17 protein-coding genes and 9 pseudogenes are annotated in these 24,679 nt (G+C 70.6%); 11 read left to right on the top strand and 15 right to left on the bottom strand.

Annotated elements, in window-relative coordinates:
• Positions 1 to 501 precede the first annotated feature (501 nt).
• From ABTZ58_RS32900 to ABTZ58_RS32880, 5 genes and pseudogenes are all read right to left on the bottom strand, one after another.
• Positions 502 to 1,836, bottom strand: a complete 1,335-nt coding sequence (locus ABTZ58_RS32900) for a hypothetical protein (RefSeq protein ID WP_351364796.1) — start codon at positions 1,834 to 1,836, stop codon at positions 502 to 504.
• Positions 1,752 to 3,692 carry a S8 family peptidase gene (locus tag ABTZ58_RS32895; protein ID WP_351364793.1) on the bottom strand — a complete coding sequence of 647 codons (1,941 nt, stop codon included), beginning with the start codon at positions 3,690 to 3,692 and terminating at the stop codon, positions 1,752 to 1,754. The genes ABTZ58_RS32900 and ABTZ58_RS32895 overlap by 85 nt, the downstream gene beginning before the upstream one ends.
• Positions 3,693 to 4,023: 331 nt before the next feature.
• Positions 4,024 to 4,360: pseudogene (locus ABTZ58_RS32890) on the bottom strand (transposase); the annotation flags it as partial.
• Between the two features lie 654 nt (positions 4,361 to 5,014).
• Positions 5,015 to 6,436, bottom strand: coding sequence for a caspase, EACC1-associated type (locus tag ABTZ58_RS32885; RefSeq protein ID WP_351364790.1), 1,422 nt, complete (start codon positions 6,434 to 6,436; stop codon positions 5,015 to 5,017).
• Entirely contained in the window at positions 6,433 to 6,825 is a 393-nt protein-coding gene (locus ABTZ58_RS32880; RefSeq protein WP_351364787.1) for an effector-associated constant component EACC1, read from the bottom strand. The genes ABTZ58_RS32885 and ABTZ58_RS32880 overlap by 4 nt, the downstream gene beginning before the upstream one ends.
• Before the next feature lie 491 nt (positions 6,826 to 7,316).
• On the opposite strand from ABTZ58_RS32880, the gene ABTZ58_RS32875 reads away from it, so the two are divergent.
• Positions 7,317 to 7,865, top strand: a complete 549-nt coding sequence (locus ABTZ58_RS32875) for a GNAT family N-acetyltransferase (protein WP_351364784.1) — start codon at positions 7,317 to 7,319, stop codon at positions 7,863 to 7,865.
• 50 nt (positions 7,866 to 7,915) lie between these two features.
• Here ABTZ58_RS32875 and ABTZ58_RS32870 read toward each other — a convergent pair.
• Positions 7,916 to 8,362: pseudogene (locus ABTZ58_RS32870) on the bottom strand (ATP-binding protein); the annotation flags it as partial.
• On the opposite strand from ABTZ58_RS32870, the pseudogene ABTZ58_RS32865 reads away from it, so the two are divergent.
• A pseudogene (locus ABTZ58_RS32865) lies at positions 8,357 to 8,879 on the top strand (alanine:cation symporter family protein); the annotation flags it as partial. The pseudogenes ABTZ58_RS32870 and ABTZ58_RS32865 sit on opposite strands and share 6 nt — an antisense overlap.
• Positions 8,880 to 8,985: 106 nt before the next feature.
• Here ABTZ58_RS32865 and ABTZ58_RS32860 read toward each other — a convergent pair.
• The gene (locus tag ABTZ58_RS32860) at positions 8,986 to 10,254 is read right to left on the bottom strand and encodes a cation:proton antiporter (protein WP_351364781.1); all 1,269 of its coding nucleotides are present in this window, start codon (positions 10,252 to 10,254) and stop codon (positions 8,986 to 8,988) included.
• Positions 10,255 to 10,499: 245 nt separating this feature from the next.
• Between ABTZ58_RS32860 and ABTZ58_RS32855 the strand changes: the two are divergent.
• From ABTZ58_RS32855 to ABTZ58_RS32825, 7 genes and pseudogenes are all read left to right on the top strand, one after another.
• Positions 10,500 to 10,754: pseudogene (locus ABTZ58_RS32855) on the top strand (Na+/H+ antiporter NhaA); the annotation flags it as partial.
• Between the two features lie 3 nt (positions 10,755 to 10,757).
• Positions 10,758 to 11,313: pseudogene (locus ABTZ58_RS32850) on the top strand (transposase); the annotation flags it as partial.
• Positions 11,314 to 11,346: 33 nt separating this feature from the next.
• Complete coding sequence (locus ABTZ58_RS32845) at positions 11,347 to 11,616, top strand: hypothetical protein (RefSeq protein WP_351364778.1); 270 nt, start codon at positions 11,347 to 11,349, stop codon at positions 11,614 to 11,616.
• Between the two features lie 19 nt (positions 11,617 to 11,635).
• The gene (locus ABTZ58_RS32840; RefSeq protein ID WP_351364775.1) at positions 11,636 to 11,875 is read left to right on the top strand and encodes a hypothetical protein; all 240 of its coding nucleotides are present in this window, start codon (positions 11,636 to 11,638) and stop codon (positions 11,873 to 11,875) included.
• Positions 11,875 to 12,252 carry a fic family toxin-antitoxin system, toxin component gene (locus ABTZ58_RS32835; RefSeq protein WP_351364772.1) on the top strand — a complete coding sequence of 126 codons (378 nt, stop codon included), beginning with the start codon at positions 11,875 to 11,877 and terminating at the stop codon, positions 12,250 to 12,252. Before ABTZ58_RS32840 ends, ABTZ58_RS32835 begins: the two co-directional genes overlap by 1 nt.
• Positions 12,253 to 12,332: 80 nt before the next feature.
• Positions 12,333 to 12,683: pseudogene (locus tag ABTZ58_RS32830) on the top strand (3-oxoacid CoA-transferase subunit A); the annotation flags it as partial.
• Between the two features lie 14 nt (positions 12,684 to 12,697).
• Positions 12,698 to 13,299, top strand: a pseudogene (locus ABTZ58_RS32825) (CoA-transferase); the annotation flags it as partial.
• A 71-nt stretch (positions 13,300 to 13,370) separates the two neighbouring features.
• On the opposite strand, the gene ABTZ58_RS32820 reads toward ABTZ58_RS32825, so the two are convergent.
• The 4 genes and pseudogenes from ABTZ58_RS32820 to ABTZ58_RS32805 all read right to left on the bottom strand — a co-directional run bounded on the left by ABTZ58_RS32820 (position 13,371) and on the right by ABTZ58_RS32805 (position 15,457).
• A complete protein-coding gene (locus tag ABTZ58_RS32820; RefSeq protein ID WP_351364769.1) occupies positions 13,371 to 13,955 on the bottom strand; it encodes a class F sortase in 585 nt (194 codons plus the stop codon).
• A 44-nt stretch (positions 13,956 to 13,999) separates the two neighbouring features.
• On the bottom strand, positions 14,000 to 14,668 hold the full coding sequence (locus ABTZ58_RS32815; RefSeq protein WP_351364766.1) for a DUF4142 domain-containing protein: 669 nt from the start codon (positions 14,666 to 14,668) through the stop codon (positions 14,000 to 14,002).
• 197 nt (positions 14,669 to 14,865) lie between these two features.
• Positions 14,866 to 15,145 (bottom strand): annotated as a pseudogene (locus tag ABTZ58_RS32810) (ATP-binding protein); the annotation flags it as partial.
• Between the two features lie 99 nt (positions 15,146 to 15,244).
• Positions 15,245 to 15,457, bottom strand: coding sequence for a hypothetical protein (locus ABTZ58_RS32805; RefSeq protein WP_351364763.1), 213 nt, complete (start codon positions 15,455 to 15,457; stop codon positions 15,245 to 15,247).
• 215 nt (positions 15,458 to 15,672) lie between these two features.
• On the opposite strand from ABTZ58_RS32805, the pseudogene ABTZ58_RS32800 reads away from it, so the two are divergent.
• Positions 15,673 to 16,381 (top strand): annotated as a pseudogene (locus ABTZ58_RS32800) (multicopper oxidase domain-containing protein); the annotation flags it as partial.
• 51 nt (positions 16,382 to 16,432) lie between these two features.
• On the opposite strand, the gene ABTZ58_RS32795 reads toward ABTZ58_RS32800, so the two are convergent.
• The 4 genes from ABTZ58_RS32795 to ABTZ58_RS32780 all read right to left on the bottom strand — a co-directional run bounded on the left by ABTZ58_RS32795 (position 16,433) and on the right by ABTZ58_RS32780 (position 20,347).
• A complete protein-coding gene (locus ABTZ58_RS32795; RefSeq protein ID WP_351364760.1) occupies positions 16,433 to 17,227 on the bottom strand; it encodes a VC0807 family protein in 795 nt (264 codons plus the stop codon).
• A 60-nt stretch (positions 17,228 to 17,287) separates the two neighbouring features.
• Positions 17,288 to 17,908, bottom strand: a complete 621-nt coding sequence (locus ABTZ58_RS32790; protein ID WP_351364757.1) for a TetR/AcrR family transcriptional regulator — start codon at positions 17,906 to 17,908, stop codon at positions 17,288 to 17,290.
• Positions 17,909 to 17,975: 67 nt separating this feature from the next.
• Positions 17,976 to 18,980 carry a Gfo/Idh/MocA family protein gene (locus ABTZ58_RS32785; RefSeq protein WP_351364754.1) on the bottom strand — a complete coding sequence of 335 codons (1,005 nt, stop codon included), beginning with the start codon at positions 18,978 to 18,980 and terminating at the stop codon, positions 17,976 to 17,978.
• Positions 18,977 to 20,347, bottom strand: a complete 1,371-nt coding sequence (locus tag ABTZ58_RS32780) for an NDP-hexose 2,3-dehydratase family protein (protein WP_351364751.1) — start codon at positions 20,345 to 20,347, stop codon at positions 18,977 to 18,979. Before ABTZ58_RS32780 ends, ABTZ58_RS32785 begins: the two co-directional genes overlap by 4 nt.
• Positions 20,348 to 20,791: 444 nt before the next feature.
• On the opposite strand from ABTZ58_RS32780, the gene ABTZ58_RS32775 reads away from it, so the two are divergent.
• A partial coding sequence (locus ABTZ58_RS32775) for a type I polyketide synthase (RefSeq protein ID WP_351364748.1) occupies positions 20,792 to 24,679 on the top strand: 3,888 nt, incomplete at its 3' end.

Raw genomic sequence — 24,679 nt, 5'->3', positions numbered from 1 at the left:
GCATGTGTGGGCCCGCGTTCGCGACGATGAGCGCGTCCCCCGCCCCGTCTTGGCCTCGTCCGGCCAGAGATCGGCGATCCGCCGCATCGTCAGCCCCGGCAGGTCCGCGACGGGTAGCTTGTGTCCCTCGCGAGTGCCGGCGGCCGGGCCTCGATCGTGGCCGGCTGGTCGACCACGACCAGCAGGGTTCCGTGCTTGACCCGCAGTGCCGCGAAAGACTCGCGAAGCTCCGGCTCGGTGTCGGACAGGCGCTTGTCCGAACGCCTTCTTCCCGGCAGCGGCCACGACGATGGTGTGGTGTTCGCCCTTGCCGAGGTCCAGGCTGAGTCGGCCGATGCGGACGACAATCCCCGGCTCCGGGTCTGGCGCGGAATCCGTGCACTCCCCTCTACGGCAACTTGCTTCAGCGCGACCTCGCCCGCTGGGGGGTCTGCCCGACCCGCGGCGGCGGACAGGCCTCGGCCCGCCGATCGGGAACCGGCGGGCCGAGGCGAACGCGGGTCAGCGCAGGAGGTAGGCGCGGTCGATGGTCTGCCGCACCGTGTTCCCTTGTGTGTCGGTCAGATGGACCCGCAGGGACACCGAGCCGGAGCCTCGCGGGTGCTGCAGGACCAGCCGCCCGTCGTCGGCCTGCGTCGCCGGCCGCCAGGTGCCGGCCTCGTCATACGAGACCTCGAACTTCAGGGACTGCACGCCGCCCGACGCCGCCGCGCCCTGAAGGGCGTACGGGACCTCGAAGCGGGTGCCGGCAGCGGCGGTACCGTCCGGCGCCAGCTGTGGGGAGAAGCGGACGGCGGACAGGGGCAGGCGGCTCTCCTGGTCGTCGGGCACGTGCGCGGAGCGGAAGGTCCACTCGGCGGTGACGCGCGTGCTGAGGGGAGAAGTCGCGAGGGGGCGGGACACTTCGGTGGTCAGGCGGTAGGCGCGCTCGTCCTCGGGCAGGACCAGGGCGTCGGAAGTGGTCAGGGGACGGTCGGAGGTGAAGATGTCCTCGCCGTCCGCCGTGAGGGAAGTGCGGGCTCTGGCGTAGGCCGACTGGCCGGAGTGGCCGGCGCCGTCACCGAACAGTGGCAGGTTGGCGCGGAGGGTGTTGCCCTTCCTGACCGCTCCGGTCCGCAGGTGCCGGGGCACGTCCTCGCTGATCAGGACCGGACCGAACACGCCGAAGTTCATCCGCAGCTGGTGGCGGTCACGGGTGAAGGTCATGGGAGTCGTCATCAGAGTGGCGTCCCAGACAGGTTCGCCACCGTCGCCGCCGGGCGTGTACTGGTGGAAGTCGTACTCCCATCGCACGTCGCTGCCGCGCAGCAGATACTCCGTCCGTCGCGCCGGCAACGCCGTCTCGGGAGTCTCGACGCCCGTCCAGCTCAGGCCGTTGAGCGTCCACGGCCCGGCGACCAAAACGGCCGTACGCCCCGCGGCGGGTGCTCCCGCGGTTACCGTGACCTCGGAGAGCTGCGAGCGGCGCACCTGCTCGTTGAGCCCGCTGAAGGACCAGGCCGGACGGTTCCAGGCCAGGCGGTAGGTGGCGGAAGGGCTGCTGAAGACCTCCGTGATCAGCAGGGGGGCTTCGTCGAGTGGTACCGCCGGTCCTGTCCCGGCGAATCGGTACTGTGCCGAATCCGGGGGCAGGCGGTAGGAACTGCCGTATCCGTAGGGGCCGTTCACCTCGTACAGCACGTGCCGCTCGATGCTCACGGCCCGTGCGTCCGGGGTGGTGATGTTGATCGGTCGAGCGGTCCGCGCGTCCATCACCACGGTCGCGTCCGCCGTGAGTTCGAAGCGGGGGCGGAACAGCACGGCGGCGCCTTCCTTGCCCTCGGCGTCCGCGAACACGGTGCCCTCCAGCGCGTAACGGCCGCGCGGCAGCCGGATCGTGACCTCGCCGTCCGCGTCGCCGACGGTCCGCCAGACGGAACCGGTTGCCGCCTCCGTCCCTTTGACCGCTGTGTGGGCGATGCCGGAGGGTGCGCCCCGCTGTCCAGGTGGCGGATCGTCAGGTCGTACGACTCGACCTCGCGCTCCGTGCCGAGGGCGGTGCGGGCGACCGGTCTGCCGTCGGCGGTGGCGAGCAGAGCGCCGCCGAACGTTCCGTCGCTGTCCCCGGCCTTGGTGTCCGCGGTCACCGTGGCGGTCGCGGTGCCACCGGCGGGGACGACGAGGCGTGCGGGCGTGACCTTGAACATGCCCTCAGAGGCGGGCTTCCCGTCCATGCCGAAGGCCTGTGCGGAGAGGTCGAGTGTGACGGACTGCGCGCCCGAGTTGCGGTAGGTGACCTCCTTGTTGGTCAGTGGGTCGTCGCCGTGCGGCCATCGCTGGGCACCGAAGTCGAGGGCGGCGGGGGAAGTGGTGACGCGCTGTTCCACTGCGGCCGCCACGTCGATCCGGCCGCTGCCCTGGAAGTAGGCGGAGCGGCCGGGGGCGGACTTCGCTGACGCGGTGAGCGTCGCCTTCAGGCGTTCGCCGTCCCATTGCGGGTGGCGCTGGGCGAGGATGGCGGCGGCTCCCGCCACATGGGGGGTGGCCATCGAGGTGCCTGACATCGACACGTAGCCGTCACCGGCCGGGTCGCCTTCTCCTCCCTCGGCCGCGCCGGCCGCCACGATGCCCGTGCCCGGAGCGGTCACGTCGGGCTTCAGGCCGCCGCTCGCGGTGGGGCCCTGGCTGGAGAAGGGAGCCAGGGTGTCGGCGCGGTCCACGGCGCCCACGGTCAGCGCCGCCGGCGCGCTGCCCGGTGAACCGATGGTGCGTGCTCCGAACTCGCCGTCGTTGCCCGCCGCGATCACGAACAGGGCCCCCGTCTTCGCCGAGAGCGCCTGGACGGCTTCCTCCAAGGGGTCGGTGCCCTCGGTGTCCTCGCCGCCGAGACTGAGATTGACCACCTCGGCGCCCTGGTCGACGGCCCACTGCATGCCGGCGATGATGCCCGACTCGGTGCCCGAGCCGTCCTCGCCGAGCACTTTGGCGTTCAGCAGGCGCGCCCCGGGGGCCACGCCCCGGTGCTTACCCGCCGATGCGGCACCGGAGCCGGCCACAGTGGATGCGACATGGGTACCGTGGCCGTGACGGTCCACCGCGTCCCGGTCGTCGGAGAAGTTCCGCTCGCCCGCGATCCGGCCCTTCAAGTCCGGGTGACCGGAGTCGATCCCGGTGTCGAGCACGGCGACGGTGACTCCCGTGCCGTCGTACCCGTCCTTCCACGCGGTAGGTGCGCCGATCTGCGGCACGCTGCGGTCCAGCACGGCGCGCCGCTTCCCGTCCAGCCAGATTCGCTGCACGCCGGGCGCGGTCCGGCGTGCCGTGTCCGCCGACTGGTCCGTGAGGGTCTCCCAGACAGCGGTGGCACCTGACTTGCGCACACTGACAGCGGCACCGTTGACGGTCGGCAGCCGGCGTTCGACCGTGGCGGCACGCGCCATTTCCTCACTCGGAGGGGCCTCGCCCTTGCTGTAGGTCACGATCAGCGGCAGGTCGGACCGGTGGCGGTCGCCAAAGCCCATGTCGGCCAGGCCGGTGACGTCGAACAGCCGGGCGTCGATCTGCCGGCGGGCCAGCAGCAGTTCGGCGTCGAAGGGTATGACGTGCACATGGCCGTCGACGCGCTGAGTCCTGAACGCCACCTTCTCGCGGCCTTCGGCGGGCTCGACCGTCACTCGGTGGCGGTTGTCGAGGGTGACGCGGTCACCGGTCACCAGGGTGACGGTCCGCAGGGTGCCGGTGCCGTCTGTTCGGGGAGCCGGGTCCGCATGTGCCGGTGGGTTGGGTCCTGCGAGTAGAGCTGCGGGCAGGCTCAGCGTCAATGCCGCCAACGCGGCTGTTCTCATTCTTCTGCGCACGGGGAAGCAGCCTCCTTCGAGGGGATCGGACGGAGCCGTCAGGGCGCTTACCGTTCCGGACCGCTTCCGGTGGTTCGGCGCGAGGCCGGCGGTGCGCGTGTCGGCGCACCGCCCGGGTATTTCCTCCGTCACCTTGGACTGTCCGCTCGGTCGACGCCCCTTCCCGTGATCCGCGTCACTGCGAACGGCGACCGCCCGGCGCGCGAGGCTCGATGCGGGCCATGACGTGCTCGAACCGGGTGCAGTCGTTGACGCTGTCGGCGGTGATCGTGAACGCCAGGGGGCGGCCCTGCCCGTCGCCGGCGAGGTGCACCTTCGTGGTCAGCCCGCCGCGGGACCGGCCGAGCGCCTCACCCGGCCAACCCCCCTCTTCTCGCCCCGGCCGCGTGCTGGTGAGCCCGCACGGTCGTCAAATCCACGCCCACGACCGTCCAGTCGACTGTGCCGACAGCATCGGAGTGCTGCTGGACGTGGGCCAGGAGCCGGTCCCAGGTGCCGTCGGCCGACCAGCGACGGAAGCGTTCGCAGAGGCGGGATGGGCGGCGCGGACGCAGTCGGGGATCAGGGCGCGCTCGCTTTCCACCAGCGTGCCGACCAGCCCTTCCCTGCAGCGGCTCTCCGAACTCTGCGCCGCTGTCCCGTGACTGTGGACTTGGACCGTTTGCCAGTGAAGTCGGACCGGTGGCCGGCGAGGGCAGCGCGTCGACGCGCGAGTTGTCCGAATTCCGAACCTCCGCGAAGAGCCGGGTGGGAATCCATCAGGGGTCGTGGCTGTCCAAGGACGGCGAAGCTCGACGCGCCACCAGGCGAGGCCCTCTGTGCGGCTCTGGTGGTGTTCGGCCTTTCTGAGGGATCGGCGGCGGGCTGAGGAGCGGTGGACTACTGGTTATGGTGCTGGCAGAAGGTGGCTGCCGGTGCCAGGAACGCGAGAGGCGCGGGGAGTGCTTAAGCTGTCGTCTTGCCGCACCATGTTTGCACTCGTGGCGATGTTCGGGGTCTTCGGAAGCTGGGTGTCGGAGATCAGAGGGGGCGACGCCGCGGAGTTGTCCGGGCAGGAGTCGGCCGAGCCTGCGATACCGCAGCAGGGCCGGTGGCACTGCGGGGAGTGGGGGGCGATCATGGTGCTGCGCCGCCCTTGGCAGACGCCAACTCTCGCATCCGAAGGAAGCCTCTGACATTCACGCGCAAGTGGCGGTGTCTTTGGGAACAGCGCCTTTCCCTCGGGTCACCTGGAAGGTCACGGCCGTGTTGCCGGGGTCGGAGATGGCGCCTTCCACCGCAACGACCGTGATCCTGGCCCACTTGCCAGACGCGGCCGAGGACTCGGCCACAACCGTGGACTCGCCGATGGCCACTCCCCGAGCTTTGCAGGTCCGCACGGGGGTTTCGATGTAGAAGTCGGCGAATCCGACGGTGCTGCTCCCGGGAGCCCCGTCGGCGGTCACGGAGCCACCGCCACCCGTCTCACCCCCGTTGCCGAAGATGGTGGTGCCGCTGGCGTCGTTGATCTGCCCGACCGCGCTGGTCACGCCGATCGTGACGGCGCCGTCGGCGGTGTGCTTCGTCTTGCGTACCGCGACTTCGAGTTGCTGGGAGTCGGAGGCCGATGAACCGCCGGGAGAACTCTGGGGGGAAGTGGGGGTGCTCGTACTGGGTCCCGTGGAGGTCGGTGCGGTAGTGCTTGGTGTCGGTTTGGCGGTGGGGATCTTCTTCTCGTGCGCTTCGCCCGCCGCTTGTTGAGCGATCGGTATCCCGATGGCTGCCGCTGTCACGGCGGTGCCTACCGCTCCCGACACCCACAGCAGCGTTGCCGGCAGCCGATGCCCGGGCGGGCGTGTCTGGGGTGGCGGCACGGGGATGGCGCCTCGTGCCAGAGCTATTCGTCCGGTGTCGCCGACGGCCCGGCATTGCGGAGCCGTGAGGCCGCGATCGTCCAGCTGGTGTTTCACGTGCTGGTAGATCTCGTCCAGACGCATCGGCTCCGGCTCACCAAGCGCCCCCAGCAGGGCCCCGGTGAAAGCCGTGTTGCGATCCTTCGGCGGCGCGTGCGAAGGTCTGGTCGCGCTCGTTGACGTGAGGGTGTAGGTGCCGCTGGCGGGAAGTTGGCCGGAGACCAGGCTGGGCAAGGGTCCCATGGCTTCGATCGCCCGCCCGGAGAAGCAGCAATCGAGGATCAGTACCCGGGCTCGTGCCTTTGCTCTGGCGAGCCGACGCTTGAGGAGATTCAGGTCTACGGCGGTGAACTCGAGATGCCTCGGGTCTGTGTGCTTGAGCGTCAGGTAGAGAAGGCCGTCGTCGTCGAGGAGCCCATGGCCGGCGTAGTAGACCAGCAGCAGGTCCTCGGCCTGGTCGCTCGCTGTGGACAATGCCTTGCCGATGGTCTCCTGGTCGACGGCCGTGCCGTCAGCTCCCAGGACAGTGCAATGCTCTGGCTGTCCGGCCAGAATCCCGTGGTCCGGGTCCGTGAAGGTCTTCCGCAGATCCAGAAGGTTGTTGTGGACAGCGGGGATCGGGCGCAAGTTCTTGCGGTGGCGATAACCGGCTGTGCCGATGAGGAGGATCCTGCTCCGGGCGCCGTCCGGAAACCATGCGTCGCTCACCGGTCATCGCCCCGTGTGGAGCCAATGAGGCGTTCCACTTCGCGTACCACGGCCATCGGGTCCTCGGCCCGGCGAACATCGATGGTGACCTCCCGGCCGTCGGCTGCCTTGACCGTGACGGTGATGTCGGGCCGGCGTTGGCTCAGCCAGGTGCACACGGACTGCGCGAGGACCGCACACGCCCCACCGGAGCCGAGCGCCACGGCAAGGAGCTCCACAGCGCCGCCCATGTCGCCTTCGGCCGGGGAGTGAGCACGCAGCTCCACCCGCCCGCGCAGTTCATCCTCGTGGGCAAGCCACGCATGCAGCGCACGCAGGTCGTCGTCGCTGGCCGAGCCAGATGTCCATAACCTCAGTTCACGCGAGGATGCGGGATCAATCACATGCATGTCCGTCTTCCTATCAGCCAGTCGCATACTTGGGGGTGGCCCCTGGTCATATTCACCCGCACCCGTCACACTTGACGCTCCCCGTGGGCTGTCACGCACCCCGTAGTATTGATTTGTACATCTCAATCGATGTCCGCTGCGGAATGATGGGGCCAGGTCAGCCGAAGCCAGGGCCAGATCGGTAAAGACGGGATATGGCAGACCGTTTGTCACCGAAGTGGGACCGGTGGAAACGGGTCAGCCCTGGGTGAGTCTGCCGGTTGTCACCGGCAATCGGTCCAGATTCGACGTCAGAGTGGCTCTGTTCACGTTCAGCGGCAGCGTTTGTCGATCGGTTTCAGCAGCGGTTGGTGATCAGAGGGTCAGCGGATGTTCACGAGCAACGACGTCACCTGGCCCGATGTCGCTCGTCGTCCTGGAAGGAGCGACGAGTGCGGGGCGGTGCCGGAACCCAGGTGCGGACCGGTCTGGAGCCTCGGCAGGATGGGCGGATGGAGCAACCTCTTGACGTGCCTGAACTCGCCGCTGGTGGTGTACTCACGCTTCGGCCGTGGCGCCTCTCGGACCTTCCGCTTGTCCGTGAGGCGTCGGAAGACGACTACATCCCGTTGATCACGACGGTGCCGACGCCTTATTCCGAGCCGGCGGGCGTCGCGTTCATCGAACGGCAGTGGGGTCGAGCAACGACGAGGGCTGGTTATACGTTCGTCGTCGTGACCTCTGACGATCGGCCAGTTGGCCAGGTCGGGCTGTGGCTGCGGGACTTGGCACAGGGCCGCGCGTCGCTGGGCTACTGGGTTGTCAAGTCGGCGCGTGGTCGGGGGGTCGCCGTAGCCGCCGTCGACGCAGTGGTCGGCTGGGCCTTGCGTGATCTGCGGATTCCCCGGCTTGAACTGTGGGTGGAGCCGTGGAACACAGCCTCCGTGCGCACTGCCGAGCGTGCTGGGTTCCGACGTGAGGGGCTGCTGCGGAGATGGCAGCAGGTGGGGGACGAACGCCGGGACATGTTCATGTATTCGCTGTTGAACGACGAGCTGTGATGTCGCTGGTCCCGCCGCCGGGTCGGCAGGACCAACGCGTGGTGCCAAAGTCAACCGGCCTTGGCCGGGGTTGCGGCGCGGGCCCGGGTGCTGGCGAGGCGGTTGGAGTCGGTGCCGGTCTCGATGATCGTGCCGTTGAAGGTGAGCCGGTCGACGATGGCCGCGCAGAGGCGGGGGTCGGTGAAGGTCTTGGTCGAGCCGCCGAAGGACTCGTTGGAGGCGGTAGCGACGCTGTTCTTCTCCTCGCGTTCGGTCAGCACCTGGAAGAGCAGTTCGGCGCCGTGCCGGTCGAGTTCCATGTCTCCGAGTTCGTCGATGCAGAGCAGGTCGACGCGGCCGTAGCGGGCGATGGTCTTGTTCAGCTGCTTCTCGTCGGCGGCCTCGACCAGCTCGTTGACCAGCTTCGTCGCCAGTGTGCAGCGGACCCGGTAGCCCTTCATCGCGGCCTCGGTGCCAAGCGCGATCAGCATGTGCGACTTGCCGGTTCCGGAGTCGCCCTGCTGGAGCCGTTCATCGACACGGTCGTCATCTGCACCATGACCGCGCTGACCATCGTCATCGCCAACCCGGCCAGCTGGGGCGAGGCCCGGGCCGACGAGCGCATCGGCGGCGTCACCATCACCTCCGACGCCTTCGAGACCGTGCTGCCCTGGTTCCCGGCCGTGCTCACCGTCGCGGTGCTGCTGTTCGCCTTCTCCACGATCCTGACCTGGGGCTACTACGGTCTCAAGGCCTGGTCGTACCTGTCGGCAAGAGCAAGGCAAGCGAGACCGTCTTCAAGGTCGTCTGGAGCCTGTTCGTGATCCTGGGCGCCCTGATGTCCCTCGACTCGCTGATCAGCCTCGCCGACTCCGCGCTCTTCCTGCTGTCGGTCTTCAACATCATCGGCCTGTACCTGCTCGCCCCGGTCGTCAAACGCGAACTCGCTTCCTTCCTGGAATTCGTCCGCGCCCGCAAGGCCGGCGAGATCAGCGACGGCGACGCAGACCAGGAGTGGTGAAGACCACCGTCTGACCGCCCCCGGCGGCCCCGCTCCGGTACGGGCCCGTACCCACCTCGCGCCTTGGTGGATACGGGCCCGTACGCCTGCCGCCGAGACTGGCGGCCCACGAACAGCCGCCTACGGCCGGCCGCCGAGCTCCGCCCTGGCTCGTCGCCGGTCCAGGTAGCCGATGGCCGGGGTCGCCATGACGCCGTGCAGCACCACCGAGATCACCACGGTGAGGGCCACGACGGCCCACAGTTCCCGGTCCAGGCCGGCGAAGGAGTCCTGCCCCAGCGCGTAGGACAGGTAGAACAGCGAACCGATGCCCCGGATCCCGAACAGGGCGACCACGGCACGCTCCTTCTTCGCCACGGCGGTGCGTGCCTGTGCCAGCCACCCCGTGAGCGGCCGTACGACCAGCAGCACCAGCGCACCGACGACCGCGCCCGCCCATGTCAGGGCGGACAGGGCGCCGTCCACCAGGTAGCCGCCGAGCAGGAACAGCAGCACGGCCGTGAGCAGCCGTTCGATCTGCTCGGTGAACTCGTGCAGCACCTTGTGATAGCCGTGGCTGCGCTCGGCGGCCCGGATGACGCAAGCCGTCACGAACACCGACAGGAAGCCGTAGCCGTGGAGCACCTCGGCGATGCCGTACGACACGAAGGTGGCTCCCAGCGTCACGAAGCCCTCCATGTGCTCGGACAGCCGCAGCGCCGACGTACGCACCCGGAAGAACATCCACCCCAGCACCCAGCCGACTCCGCCGCCGACGGCCAGCCCGACAGCGCACTTGCCCAGCAGGTCGGTCAGCGCCCACGAACCGATCCAGTCCGCCGACCACCCCGTCCCGGCCGCCGCGGCCAGGGCGATGGCCGCGTAGACGAACGGAAAGGCGAGCCCGTCGTTCAGCCCTGCCTCGCTGGTCAGGGCGAACCGCACCTCGTCCTCGTCGCGCTCGGTACCCAGCGGCTCGCCCACGCGCACCTCACCGGCCAGCACGGGATCCGTGGGGGCGAGCACGGCGCCCAGCAGCAGGGCGGCGGCGGGCGGCCAGTCCAGCAGCCCCCAGGCCAGCAGGGTGACGACCGCCACCGTCAGCGGCATCGTGATGCCCAGCAACCGCCACGTCGTCGACCACCGGCGCCATCCGAAGGGCCGGTCGATGGCGAGCCCGGCGCCCATCAGCGACACGATCACACACACCTCGGTGGTGTGCTCGACCCACAGCCGATGACGAACGGGATCCACACTCGGCACCCCCACCGGCAGCAACTCGATCAGGACCCCCGCGGCGAGGAAGACCATGGGCAGGGACAACGGCCGCTTGGAGACCACCCGGGGCAGCACGGCCGCAGCCAGGGCTCCCAGGCCCAGACAGACGTAGACCACGTCCGAAAGCGTCACTGCGACCTCCTGACAGACGCGATCAATCCCAGGCCACGTGTGTACCCCTTTCTCCCGTTGTCTCGCCCGAGTACGTTGCCCAGCTCGCTGCCTGGCCGGTTGCGACGGAAAGGTGGGAGTGGGCCGACGAACCCATTCCGGTTAGGGTGTGAAGAACGCGTCAATGAGACGCGGGGTGTGCCGGGAAGTGCGGTCGGCGTCCGTAGGGCCGTGTGCCCTTTCCCCGACACCCCGAGTTCGCCGACCTGGCCGCCACCCCGCCCCGCAACCCGTTCCTCGGTCTTCTCCCCTGGCCCGAACAACAGGCAGTGACCCGGGCCCTGTGCACCGAGACGGTGGGGGGCCTCGTCCTGCTGGCCGCAGCAGTGGTCGCGCTGGTGTGGGCGAACACCCCGCTCAGCAGCGCTTACCCCACCATCCGCGACTCTCACTTCGGGATACCCGCACTGGGCTTCGACCTCTCGGTCGGCCACTGGACCTCCGACGGGCTGCTGACCGTCTGCGCCTATGCCACCGCCTGCGGCCGCATCCTGATCGACCGGTGTCTGTGCCTGCCAGCGTCCTGGACTGACGACCGGGAGCGGTGCAGGTGGGCCGGCATCGATGACAGGGTCGTTTCCGAGACGAAGGTGGCGGTGGCCAGGGCGATGGTCCGCCGGACGGTCCAGGAGAAGATCCGTTCGGGTGGGGGACCGCGGACGCCGGTTACGGCTGTTCCAGAGCCGGCGGACCGAGCTGGAGCGGGCGGATGTCTTCCATGTCATGGCCATCAGCCGGCACCGCACCGTCGTCACTCGCTGGGCCATGGACCATCCCGTTCATGACCTGTTTCACGGGCTGCCGCGGCAGAAGTGAAGCGCTGGTCGTGCGGGAACGGGTCTCGTGGGCCCCGGTGTTCGACTGGGCGAGGTGTCGGTCCGCTCCTGGCACCGGGAAGACTGCCGGCACTGGGTGATCGCCCGCCGCAGCGTGAGCCGGCCTGAGGAGATCTCCTGTTACATCGCCTTCTGCCCTGCCGACACCACACTTTGTGCCAGGCGACGGAGTGGGGACAGCAGGAAGATCTCGTAGTCCACGCTGAGCCCGAAGACGATGGCAAACATCATCATCGTGCACGGCGACAAGATCAAAGAAAAGACCGAGCACGAGAAGCTCGAGGAGTTGCGCGCCCTTCGGCTCCTGACCCTGCAGATCATCCTGCGCTGGCTCATACTGACCCCAGCCGACACAGGAGACCTCGCGCCTCTGCTCGATGCCGCCGCCCAGGGAACCGGACGCGAACAACACATCGACCAGGCTGGATTGTTGCCGGCGCGAAGGACCCTACGGCGCCCTTGGCTGACAGCCCCCGCCGCCTGGTAACACCTGTTACCATCGGGTCATGGCGAAGACACAGCTGGGCGCGCGCGTCGATAGCGAGATCAAATCCTTGGCTGAGGCCCGAGCCGCTGATCGCGGCCTTAGCCTCGGTGACTACATCGCCAGCCTCGTACGGGAGGACACAGAAGGGCTGAAGCAGCGTGGCCTGGACGCTGCTCGACGGTTCCTCGACGAGCACCAGTCCGTCTTCGACGAGGCGGAAGACGGGGAACGGCATTCCACGGGGGCGCACGCCGCGTAATGGACCTGCACATCGATGTCCCCTGGATCCTCCAGGTCGCCGAGCTAGCAGGCGCAGGAGATCCCGCCCCCGACGACTACGGAGTTCCGGTAGCAGCGGTCGCCTGCCACCGAGCCGAACTGCTGGAAACACCCGTCTACGACGGTCCTTACGCTCGCGCAGCCGCCCTCGTGCACATCCTCGGCCGCTGCCGCTGGCTGGAGCGCTCCAACATGGCCGTCGCTGCAGCGACCGGCGTGATGTACCTGGAAGCCTCCGGCATCCCGGTCAAGCCCACCCGGGAAGACGCCGTCGCCCTACGCGAGCTGTTGCGCGACCCCGCGTGCACCGCCAAGCGGATCGCCGCTCTGCTGCGAGCCTGGCCACAGACAACCTGAACCGCGCCCCCTCCGCATTTCCGCCTCCAGTAAGTGCGCTCGGGCGAGGTAAAAGGCCTGTCGGCGGGCGTGGGTGGTGGGGCGGAGTGATCGGCGCGTTCTTTTGCCCGACGGCCGTCGGGACGCCGCTGGCCGAGGGCAAGGAGACCCGGGCCATCGACGGGCACTACGTCCTCGAGTACCCGATCAAGGGTGACGTCGCGCTGATCAACGCCCGTCGAGCCGACGGGATGGGCAACCTCGTCTACCGCAAGACCGCCCGCAACCTCGGGCCGGTGGTGGCGACCGCGGCGACGACCACGGTCGTCCAGGTCGACGAGGTGGTCCCGACCGGTGACCTCGACCCCGAGGCCGTCGTCACACCGAGCGTCTACGCCGACCGCATCGTGCGGTTCGAGGCTCGTCACTACGCCGTGCAGGGAGCGCGCTGACATGACACCCCGGCGAACTCGCCGCGGCCGTCGCCCGCGACATCCCGGCCGGCTCCTACGTCAACCTCGGGATCGGCCGGCCCACCAAGGTGGCCGAAGACATGCCCGAGGGCTCGGGCGTGGTGCTGCACACCGAGAACGGCATGCTCAACATGGGCCCCGCCGCGCAGGGTGACGAGATCGACCCGGACCTGACGAACGCGGGCAAGGTACCGGTGCCGAGCTGCCCGGAGCGTCGTGCTTCCACCACGCCGACTCGTTCGCGGTGATGCGCGGCGGCCATCTCGACGTCTTCGTGCTCGGCGCCTTCCAGGTCTCCGCGACCGGCGACCTGGCCAACCGGCACACCGGCGCGCCGGACGCCATCCCGGCCGTGGGCGGTGCGATGAACCTCGCCATCGGTGCCAAGCGGACCTTCGTGATGATGAGGCTCTTCGACAAGCAGGGCCGGTCCAAGCTGGTCCCGGAGTGCACCTACCCGCTGACCGGTGTCGGCTGTGTCAGCCGGCTCTACACCGACACTGCGGTCTTCGACGTGGGACCGCGCGGCGTGTTCGTGCGGGAGACCTTCGGTATCGGCCTCGACGAGCTCCGCGCCCGGCTGGACATGCCGCTGACCGAGCTGCCGGCCGACAGCGACCGGCGTTCCCACGGTCGGCCGCGCACCGGCCCCGACAGCGCCGTCGCTCAACGCGGGACGCCGTGGCCGGGAGCGGAGGTCGCGTACAGCACCAGGTTGCGGTCGTAGCCGCCTGTCGTCCGGTCGTACGTACCGGTGCAGGTCACGAGCGCCAGCCGGTGGGGTCCGGCGCGGCTGAAGAGGTCCCGTGGCAGCGCCTGCCGCGGGTAGGTGCGGCGGGCGCTGATCACGTAACGGTAGGCCTGGCGGTTCGCGCCGGTCACCTCGATCTCCGTGCCAGGCCGCAGCGCGTGCAGGGCCGCGAACACGCCCAGGCCCGCGCGCCGTGTGTCGACGTGACCGGCGACGAGCACCGTGCCGCGGGCGGCGCCGACCGGCGCGCCGAGCGCCCACCAGGCGCCGCTGCGGGCGTCCTCCGGGAGGTTCAGCGCGCCGTCGCGTCCTGCGGCGACCGGAACGATCCGGGCCCGGAAGCCGTGCGGGCCGCGTACGTCCGTCGGCACGGTCGGCCCGTGCCCGTCGGCGGGCCGTTCCGCCGATGTCGCGGTCCGGCCCACGGGACCCGTGTCGCCCCGGTCCGGTGGGCCGGTGAACACCGCTCCGCCGCATGCCGCCGCGATCACTCCGGCCACGCACAGGACGGCCGCGGCGGCCCGACTCCACGACCGTTCGCGGCTCAACTGTCCTGTGCGGGGCGGCGCCGGCCGCGGATCAGCCACGCGGCCCCGAAGCCGGCGAGGAGCCCGCCACCGGCCAGGCCGATCGCCCCGGCAGTGGGGGAGACGCCCGGGGCGGCGGCGAACTGCCCGCCGCTGCCGGCCTTGACCATGCCCGCTTCCTTGTCGGCGTGGCAGGTGCCTCCGCGCACCATGTCCAGGTGCATCTTCACCACCGGACGCGCCGCACGGGCGGTCGCCTTGACCTCGTCGTTCCGGCCGGCCTCGAGCTCATGGTCGATCATGGCCAGGGTCTTGGTGTGTGCGGCGTCCTGGGCCTTGAGCCATGCGGTGTCGTACGCCGACGTGCCGGCCTTGGCCTGGACGGCGGCCAGTTCCTGCTGCTGTTCCCGCGTCGGCCCGGCGGGCAGCATGATGCCCAGCTTGTCGGCCAGCGTTTTCACGTCCGCGTCCAGCTTGCCGTGGTCGCGGACGAGGACACCACCGACCTTCTTCACACACGCGGTCGTGGCGTTCTTCTGCGCGTCCTGGCCCGCGGCGATCTCCGCGAGGTTTCCCTGATGAGCGGCCTTGACGAACATGGCGTCCTGGTCACTGACCGACGCGGCCACCGACGGCGCCGCCGATGTCACGGAGACGGCCACGACGAGGGTGGCTATCGACGCCATCCGAGTAAGTCTCACAACGTGCTCCCTTCGCGCCCACCGGAATCGTCGCTGGGCGAAGCGGACAAAAAGGCGCTGCCTTAGCGCCCGTCACCCCATGGATGCCACGCGACACGCCGACGATCGCGCCCCGTCCGCCGTTTTACCCCCATTGGCCGACACGGGGGGCGCCCGCGGGGCGGGGATACGCCCCGACGCGTTTACGGCATCAGGCGGGCCGTGTCGTAGATGTCCTGTTCGGCCCAGACGGCCCTTGCCGGTGGGTGTGCGGCACGATCCGCACCGTCGGCAGAGCATGTCGATCAGCTGCATACCCCGCCCGCACTCGTCGCTCAGGGTGGTGTGCTGGATCTGCGGTAGGTCGGGCCCCGTGTCCGACACTTTGACTACGAGCCGCTCGTGCCGGAGCAGCCGCAGATGGCCGGGCACGCACCCGTACCGCAGGGCTTCGCCCACCAGCTCACTGGCGACCAGCACGGTCAGCGCCAGCGTGCTCGTGGCGTGTGGGGGAGCGGGGTGAGTCGTTTCGGTGCGGGGGCGCGGCGCGGGGGAAGGCACCGCCGCGTGAATGGCCGCGGATCAGTACACGCAGATCTCAACGGCTCGTTCCGCGATGCCAGGCTGTCGTTCCGGACCAAGGGCGTGTTCGGATACATCAGCACGCACGCTACGGGCTGGCAGGTGACGGTCGCCGGCCTGTCGGGAGTCGGCCTCGACGGGCTTGACGCCGTCCGCGGTGCGCTGGGTGAACTCCAGCAGCACGGCTACCTGGTGCGCGAGCAGCTCCGGCACGCAGACGGCACCCTCGGTGCTGCGGGCAGCCGCTGTGGCCGGTGTGGGTGGCGGTGCGGGTTCCCGAGACCCGGCCCCAGATCCGTACCGTCGGGTCGCGGTCATCGGTGGTGGCCAGCCGGGTGCCGCCCTCCGGCACCGGCACCCGCTCGGTGGCCGGAGGCCGGGGTCACCCCGGCGGCAGTTGAGGGACACAGCCGCATGTTGCACAGCGCGAGGGCGGGCACGTCGACTACCCGCACTACCTGATCAACGGCCGCCTCCCGAAGGCGTCGGCGGTCTTCCGGGCCCGCCCCGGGGACCGGATCCGGTTGCGGACCATCAACGCCGGGGGCGACACGGCTTTCCGGGTGGCACCGGGCGGCCACGAGATGACCGTGACGCACACGGACGGCTACCCGGTGGAGCACACTCGGACGGACGCGCTGCTGCCGGGCATGGCCGAACGCTATGACGTGCTCGTCACCGCCCGGGACGGGGTGTTCCCGCTGTTCGCGCTCGCCGAGGGCAAGGACGCGAGGGCCCTGGCCGTCCTGCGCACCGGCGGCGGGTGCCTCCCCGGATGCTCCGCACATCCGGGGGAGCTCGACGGGCGGCTGGTGCCGGCCCGACGGCTCGTGCCGGACGACTCGGTGGTCCTCTGCGAGCGCAGCCCGGACCGCGAGATGCGCATCAAACTGATCGGAAACATGCGCAAGTTCAACTGGAGCTTCGACCACGAGTCCTGCTCCGTCGAACACCGCCACCCCGTCCGGGAGGGAGAAACGGGTCCGCCTGAGTGTCATCAACGCCACCGATATGTGGCACCGCGTGCACCTGCACGGGCACACCTTCGCCCTCACCGGCATGGATGCGGCCGGAGCCCGCAAGGACAAGTACCACTCCGAATCCGGCATGAAGACCATCCTCGGCTACCGGAGATGACCGCGCGGCAACGCCGTGAGCCCGTGTGCCACAGCCGCGGTCGTCACGTGTTCATGGACTGTCCCCGGTACGCTCGCGGTGGTCCGTCCGGGCCGCCGGGAAGAAGTGGCGGCCCGGTCTGCGGTCGCCGAAGATCTTGGCCAGCGTGCGCGTCCGGAACAGCACCACCTGGGTGATCACCTGCAATCCGATCCAGGACGCGGCGTACAGGACTCCGTCCAGGGCGGGCACGGTGTCGACGGGCAGGCTGTACGCCATCACCACGCGCAGCACTGCGTCGCACAGCAGACCCACGCCCCACAGGACCGTCAGCCCGCGCCACACCCGCCGGAAGGCCGCGTCCGTCTCCCACAGCCTCTCCAGCACCGCCGTCCGCCCGGGCAGCAGTGTGCGCAGGGCCTGGTAGGTGAACGGCCGGGCGGTGCACAGCGTCACCAGCAGCCAGACGCCGGCGAGCGCCGTGAACAGGCCGTTGCGCGCCAGCACGATACGCGGGTCGGACGTCATCAGTGACGCGACGGCGCTCACCAGGAGCAGGGTCGTGGTGAAGACGCCGATGGCGTCCAGCTTCCGTTGGCCGATCGCGGAGTAGAGCGTGTGCAGGGCCGGCGCGGAGCCGCTCAGCAGCAGAGCGGTGATCTCGCTCGTACCGGCGGCGCGCAGCACGTAGTAGAGCCCGACCGGCAGCACGATGTCGCACAGGATGGTGAGGGCGAATTCCCAGCGGGGGGAGGATGTCTCCGGTGTCTCCGGTGTCTTCGGCGTTTCCGATATCTCGGCGGACGGGCCGGGAGGGCCGTCGGTGGGGGAGGCCGTGGGGCCGGGGCGGGGTGTGGGGGAGGTCATGAACGGTGCTCCTGTGATCGAGCCGGCGGCCGGACGGCTCGGTGGAGGGTTGGTGGGACGCTAGGTCGGCCGGGTACAGCGATCGAAGATGTCCGCCAACTCCCGTGCGACGTCCTGAAGTTGAGTGAGCTGACCGCACAGGTGTTGGCGCAGTACGCTGTCGGTGGCGCCGCGTACGGCCAGAGCCATGGTGCGGCAGTCGAACGAGCCGAACTCGCCCGCCTCACGGCCCTGCTGGAGAAGTGTCACGAGCCACTCCACCGACGTGACGGTGTGCTCGACGTCGTCCAGACCGCTGATCCGCCCGTCCCGGACCATGCGGACGATCTCCATGAGCGCCCGCGCCTGGAGGGGGTGGTGGGCGACGAAGTCGAAGCTGGAGGTGATGTATGCGCTCAATCTGCCCCGGTGGGTCGTCTCGTCGGCGATACGCGCGGCCGTCAATTCCCGCGCCTGCCCGATGACCGTGTTGGCGACCTCGGCGAACAGTTCCGGCTTCCCGGAGAAATGATAGGAGATCATCCCCGTGCTGCTGAGTTTCGCCTGCTGCGAGATCCTGGTGAACGACGCCTTCGCGTAGCCGCTTTCCGCGAGGGCTTCGATAGCCGCCTGGACTATCTGCGCTCGCCGTGCCTTCTGTGTGAATGTGCGAGTCTTCGCCTGAGCTACGTTGGCCATCATGATGTCAAATTAGCATGATCAGGTTTGGGTTTATTCCCATGAATTTTCGGCCTGCTTGGTCGCGCGTTCAATCGACCGAAAAGCGTCGCGCCGTGGCGCGCACGGCGTCCACCAGCTCCATCGCCGCGATCGCCTCCGCACGGACCCCGCTCTCCGCGACCCGGGCCCCGCCCTCGCGCACCTGCCGGGCGAACGCCTCCAGCAGCGACTGCAGTTGGTCCGCCGCGGACAGCCGCAGGTGCTCCTGACGGTCCTGCTCCTCCACCACCACCAGCGGCTGATGAGCGGGCGGCGGGGTGAACGCCCGTGTCACGGTGACCCGGGCCCGGTCACCCCACACGGTGTACGTCGACGCGTAGGCGTGCTCGAACCCGAAGGCCAGCACGGCCAGCACACCGGACGGTGACACCAGCAGTGCCTGGCCGGACAGATCGAGCCCGTCCTCGGCGCGCACCCGCAGGGTGGCCCCCGCCACCTCCAGGCCGGGTCCCAGCAGCAGCGAGGCCGCCCGCAGGGGGTACACCCCGACGTCGAGCAGCGCGCCGCCGCCCAGCCGGGTGTCGTGGCGGATGTCGTCCTCGGGGAGCGGGGGGATGCAGAACGCGGCCTGGAAGGAGGCCGGCCGGCCGAGCCGTCCCGTCTCCATCAGGTCGCGGACGTAGGCGTGCTGCGGATGGTGCGGGAACATGAAGTTCTCCCGCAGCACCAGATCCCGCTCCGCGGCCAGCGCGCACAGCGCCCGCGCCTCGGCCGCGTCCACTCCGATCGGCTTCTCCACCAGAACGTGCTTGCCCGCCATGAGCGCCTGCTCGGCGAAGCGGCGGTGCAGCCCGGTCGGCGTCGAGATGTACACCGCGTCGACGTCGGGCCTGTCCAGCAGGGCGGCGACGTCCGTCTCGGCCGCGCACCCGAAGCGCTCCGCGAACCGCCGGGTCTTGGCCTCCGAACGGCCGGCCACGGCCGTCAGCCGCAGCCCGGGCGTGCGGACCACCGTGGGCAGCACCCGGCGCCACGCGATCGACGATGTCCCCAGCGCGCCCAGCCGGACCGTGCGCTCCCCGGCCCCCGTCACAGTGACCTCCAGGCGGCGATCAGCGTGCGGGCCTGGACGTTGAGGTGGTGGTCGTAGCGCAGCAGCTCGTCCACCTGGCGCAGCGACACCCAGCGGAACTCGTCGGAGACCAACGGCAGATCGTCGTCGATCTCGATGACGACGTAGTGGTTCTGGGCGTGCAGGAAGCGTCCGCCCTCCTCCGAGAGCTTCACGTCGTAGACGGCGCCGGCCCGACGGGCGAGCACCTCGTCCAGGTAGGCCGGCTGGAGGCCGGCCGGCAGGTGCGCGTAGTTCTCCGGCGTGCACTGCAGGGTCGGGCCCAGTTCCACCACCGACACGAAGCCGGGTTCGGCGCGGGCCCGCAGCAACACGTGCGGAACGCCGCGCAACCGCCGCACGAACAGGGCGGTCAGACCCGTTCCGTGCGGCTTCAGCAGCGGCTGCGACCAGGCCCGCACCTCCCGGCGGGCCGAGGCGACGTCCACCGCCACGATGCTGAAGTGCTGGCCGCGCTCATGGGCCACCTCGGTGTCGCCCATGTTCCAGCCGCCGGTCTTCGACAGTCCGATCGCGGTGACCCGGACCTCGTGCTCGGCCCGGCGGCGGGTGATCCAGCTGCGGATGTCGGCGTCCGAGTGCACCGCCTCCACCGCCTGCGCCTGCCAGTCCGGCAGGCAGGACAGCACGGTGCGCGCGTCCATGTTCACGAGGTTCTCCTCGCGCAGGAGCGCGTTGACCTGACCCAGTGTCAGCCAGGCGAAGTCCTCACCCGCCTCGACGTCCGGACCCACCGCGATGATCATGTTCCGGTTTCGTTTCCGCAGGAACCAGGAGCCCTGCTCCGACTGCAGCACGTCGGCCACCACCGAACCCAGCTCGGGACGGCGGAAGCAGTCGAGATACGGAACCTCCGAACCCCCGTGCACCCGCATGTAGTTGCTCTTCGTCGCCTGGACGGTCGGCGACAGCTGCACCCCGTTCACGTTCCCGGGCTCGGACTTTGCCTGCATCAGCAGATGCGGTATCCCGTCGAAGTCACGCAGCGCGATGCCCAGGATGCCGATCTCCGGCTGGTTGATGATCGGCTGCTCCCAGGCCGGCACCGGACCGAAATCCGAGGACACCCGCAGCCCGTGCACCGAGAAGAAGCGCCCGCTGCGGTGCCGCAGGTCACCGGTGAGGTCGTCGAAGGCCCAGCCGTCGAGTTCCGCGAACGCAATCCGCTCCACCCGCTGTGCCTGCGCCCGGCGACGGTCCTCCAGCCACGCCGCCAGGTCGGCACGGGACAGCACGCCGCCGTCGACGGCCGCCGCGGACGCGGCCAGGCTCGCCGCGGTCGGCATCCGCACGGAGCGCGACGGCACCGGCGCGGTCGTTGGTGTCATGGATACGACCTTCTCTCATTCAAGGAGCCCGGCCATACGGACGGTTCACCGGCTGGAGCGCCGTTGGTCGCACGTCCGCACAGAAAGAACGGCACCCGCATCGAAAGGAGCGGCAGTCGAATGCCGCCGCCTCCAGCGTGCCCGCCGCAATTCGAGCATTCGCCTAGTCATTCCGTCTTGCGACCCGCTCCCCGGACTCGCTATGGGGCGGCACCGGCCGAGGGCCGAGACGGGCGGTGGCGGGATGCGCGGCGGCCGCGGCAGCCGGACTCCCGTGCCCGTCCCGGGACGGACCGGCGGCCCGGCCGGGGCCGGTTCCGCACAGCACCGCGCACGCCTAGGAATTCCCCTAGAGCGTTTGCGCCGCCGCCGAACACTCCCCGAGCGCGTGCGAACGTGAGGGCTGCTCCCGTCCTCACGCCCTCGGTATCTGGAGTGCCATCGATGAACGAGCCGGTGCCCACCGACCTCCGGAACGTCGTGCCGGGCCACGAACCCGTGGCCGTCGTCGGTCTCGCGTGCCGGCTTCCCGGAGCCGACGGCCCGGCCGCCTACTGGGACCTCCTCACCGCGGGCCGCAGCGCCGTCGTCGACACCCCGGACGACCGCCGCGAGGGCACACCGGACGACGGCTGGCCCACTCCGAACGGCGGCACCGCCCCCCACCGCGGCGGATACCTCACCGCGCCCGCCGACTTCGACGCCGCGTTCTTCGGCATCTCGCCCCGCGAGGCCGACGCCATGGACCCGCAGGCCCGGCTCGCCCTCGAACTGGGCTGGGAGGCACTGGAGCACGCCGGTATCCCCGCCACGTCCGCACCCCGCGCCACCGCCGTCCACCTCGGCGCGGACGTCTGCGACTACGCCGACGTCGTACGGCGGTCGGGCACGGAACCCGGGCACCACACCCTCACCGGACTCAACCGCGCCCTCATCGCCAACCGGCTGTCCTACGCGCTCGGCGTCAGCGGCCCCAGCATGACGGTGGACAGCGCCCAGTCCTCCTCCCTGGTCGCCGTCCAGCTCGCCTGCGACAGCCTCCGCCTCGGCGACTGCGAACTCGCCCTGGCCGGCGGCGTGCACCTCAACCTCAGCCCGGAAAGCTCCTTGGCCGCCGCCCAGTTCGGGGCACTCAGCCCGGACGGCGCCTGCCACACCTTCGACGCCCGCGCCAACGGCTACGTACGGGGCGAGGGCGGCGGTGTCGTCGTCCTCAAACTGCTCGACCGGGCCCTCGCCGACGGTGACCACGTGTACGCCGTCATCCGCGGCGGCGCACTGAACAACGACGGAACCGGCACCAGCCTCACCACCCCCGACGCCGCCGCCCAGCAGACGGTCCTGCGCACCGCCTACGAACGCGCCGGCGTCGACCCCGCGGACGTCGGCTACGTGGAACTCCACGGAACCGGCACCCGCGTCGGCGACCCCGTGGAGGCACACGCCCTCGGACAGGTCCTCGGCAACGCCACCGGCCGCCGGAGCCCCCTCGCCGTCGGATCGGTGAAGACCAACATCGGTCACCTGGAGGGCGCGGCCGGCATCGCCGGGCTCATCAAGACCGTGCTGTGCCTCTCCCACGGCCACCTCGTGCCCAGCCTCAACCACGAGCGGCCGAACCCGGCCATCGACCTCGACCGGCTCGGCCTGCGCGTCCAGCGGGAACTCGCCCCGTGGACCCCCGACACCCCCGGGGTCCCGCTCCGGGCCGGCGTCTCCTCCTTCGGCATGGGCGGAACCAACGCTCACCTCGTCCTCGAAGCCGCCCCCACCCCCACACCCGAGGCACCTCGCCCTTCTCGCGGCGCCCCCGCCACCGTCCCCTGGCTGGTGTCCGCCCACACCTCCGAGGCCCTGCGCGCCCAGGCCGACCGCCTCGACGGCCACGTCCGTGCCCGCCGGCCCGACCCGGTCGACACCGCCTATTCCCTGCTCACCACCCGCACCCACCTGGAACACCGGGCCGTCGCCGTCGGCACCGACACCACGAGCCTCCTGGACGCACTCGCCACGGCCGTACCCGCCGGACCGGTCGACGGCGACATCGACCGGCCGGTGTTCGTCTTCCCGGGCCAGGGCAGCCAGTGGCACGGCATGGCCGCCGAACTCCTCACCACCGCACCGGTCTTCGCCGACCGCCTCGCCGCGTGCGGACGCGCCCTCGCCCCGCACGTCGACTGGGACCTCGAAGCCGTACTGCGCGGCGACCCCACCGCCCCGCCCCTGGACCGCTCGGACGTCGTCCAGCCCGTCCTGTGGGCCGTGATGGTGTCCCTGGCCGCCCTGTGGCAGGCACACGGCCTGCGGCCCGCCGCCGTCGTCGGACACTCCCAGGGCGAGATCGCCGCCGCCTGCGTCGCCGGCGCCCTGAGTCTCGAGGACGCGGCACTGGTCGTCGCCCTCCGCAGCAAGATCCTCGTCCCCCTGGAAGGCCGCAGCGGCATGGTGTCGCTCGCCCTGCCCCCGGACGCCGCCCGCGACTTCACCGCCCGCTGGGGCGACCGCGTCACCGTCGCCGCCCTCAACGGCCCCTCCTCCACCGTCGTCTCCGCCGCCGGCGCCGACACCGTCGCCGACCTCCTCGCCACCGCCGACCGGGAGAACGTGCGGGCCCGCCGCGTCGGGATCGACTACGCCTCCCACTCGGCGCACGTCGAACCCGTCCGCGACGACATGCTGCGCCTGCTCGCCCCCATCACCCCGCGCCCGCCCGAGGTGCCCTTCCTGTCCACCGTCACCGGCGACTGGCTGGAAGGCCCGGCCACCGACGCCGCCTACTGGTACGACAACCTGCGCCGACCGGTCCTGCTCGAACCCGCCGTCCGCGCCCTGACCGCCGCCGGACACGGAGCCTTCGTCGAGGTCAGCCCGCACCCCGTCCTCACCGGACCGGTCCAGCACACCGTGGAGGCGACCGCGGGCCGGAACCACGCGGTCGTCACCGGCACCCTGCGGCGCGACGACGGCGGCCCCACCCGCTTCCAGACCTCCCTGGGCGCCCTGTGGGCCCGGGGTGCCGACGTCGACTGGACCCCGGTCTTCTCCGGCCTCGCGCCCCGCCGGACCGAACTCCCCACCTACGCTTTCCAGCGGCGCCGCCACTGGATCTCCGGTGCGGACATCCCGGCCGCCCCCGACACCGCCACCGCCCCGGCCCGTCACTCCACCGCCCCGGACCGGCGTGCGGCCACGTCGGACGCCGCGCACCACGCCCCCGCCGGCCCCTCCGGCGCCGACACCCTGCGCCTCGTCCAGGAGAGCACCGCGGTCGTACTGGGTCACCCGGACCCCGCGGCCGTCGACCCCCGACGCTCCTTCAAGGACCTCGGCATCGACTCCGTCACCGCCGTGGAGCTGCGGGACCGGCTCAACGCCCTCACCGGAGGCGACCTCCCCGCGACCGCGGTCTACGAGTACCCGACCCCGGCCCGCCTCGCCGACCGCCTGCGCGCCCCCGGTGACGACCCCGTGACCACGCCACTCACCCCCGCCGGCCCCACCGGCGCCGACGACCCCATCGCGATCGTCTCCATGGGCTGCCACCTCCCCGGCGGCGTACGCAGCCCCGAGGACCTGTGGCGACTCGTCACCGACGAGGCGGACGCCCTCACCGCCTTCCCCACCGACCGCGGCTGGAACCTCACCACCCTCTTCCACCCCGACCCGGACCGCACCGGCACCACCTACGTCCGCGAGGGCGGATTCCTGCACGACGCCGCCGGGTTCGACGCCGGCTTCTTCGGCATCTCGCCGCGTGAGGCGACGGCGATGGACCCGCAGCAGCGGCTGCTGCTGGAGACCACCTGGGAGACCCTGGAACGCGCCGGCATCGACCCCCGCACCCTGCACGCCACCCCCACCGGCGTGTTCGTCGGCGCCACCGCCCCCGAGTACGGGCCCCGACTCCACGAAGCCACCGAAGCCGTCGAGGGACACGTCCTCACCGGCACCACCGCCAGCGTGGCCTCGGGTCGCATCGCCTACGCGCTGGGGCTGGAAGGCCCGGCGGTGACCGTCGACACCGCCTGCTCGTCCTCGCTGGTCGCCCTGCACCTGGCCGTGCGCGCCCTGCGCAACGGCGACTGCTCCCTCGCCATCGCCGCCGGCGCCACCGTGATGTCCGGCCCAGGCATGTTCGTCGAGTTCAGCCGCCAGCGGGGTCTGGCCCCCGACGGCCGCTGCAAGCCGTTCGCCGCCGGAGCCGACGGCACCAACTGGGCCGAGGGCGTGGGCGTACTGCTGCTGGAGCGGTTGTCGGACGCGCGGGCGCGGGGGCATCAGGTGCTGGCTGTGGTGCGGGGTTCGGCCATCAATCAGGACGGTGCGTCGAAC

It is taken from the genome of Streptomyces sp. NPDC094143 (genome assembly GCF_040303825.1).
Classification (GTDB): Bacteria; Actinomycetota; Actinomycetes; order Streptomycetales; family Streptomycetaceae; genus Streptomyces.
This window is presented reverse-complemented; position numbering and strand designations above follow the sequence as displayed.

Coding starts and splice junctions, on each gene's coding strand:
- ABTZ58_RS32795 (WP_351364760.1), bottom strand. CDS start 17,227: ATGACCTCCCCCACACCCCGCCCCGGCCCCACGGCCTCCCCCACCGAC.
- ABTZ58_RS32790 (WP_351364757.1), bottom strand. CDS start 17,908: ATGATGGCCAACGTAGCTCAGGCGAAGACTCGCACATTCACACAGAAG.
- ABTZ58_RS32880 (WP_351364787.1), bottom strand. CDS start 6,825: ATGCATGTGATTGATCCCGCATCCTCGCGTGAACTGAGGTTATGGACA.
- ABTZ58_RS32815 (WP_351364766.1), bottom strand. CDS start 14,668: ATGGCGTCGATAGCCACCCTCGTCGTGGCCGTCTCCGTGACATCGGCG.
- ABTZ58_RS32840 (WP_351364775.1), top strand. CDS start 11,636: ATGGCGAAGACACAGCTGGGCGCGCGCGTCGATAGCGAGATCAAATCC.
- ABTZ58_RS32845 (WP_351364778.1), top strand. CDS start 11,347: ATGGCAAACATCATCATCGTGCACGGCGACAAGATCAAAGAAAAGACC.
- ABTZ58_RS32835 (WP_351364772.1), top strand. CDS start 11,875: ATGGACCTGCACATCGATGTCCCCTGGATCCTCCAGGTCGCCGAGCTA.
- ABTZ58_RS32780 (WP_351364751.1), bottom strand. CDS start 20,347: ATGACACCAACGACCGCGCCGGTGCCGTCGCGCTCCGTGCGGATGCCG.
- ABTZ58_RS32875 (WP_351364784.1), top strand. CDS start 7,317: ATGGAGCAACCTCTTGACGTGCCTGAACTCGCCGCTGGTGGTGTACTC.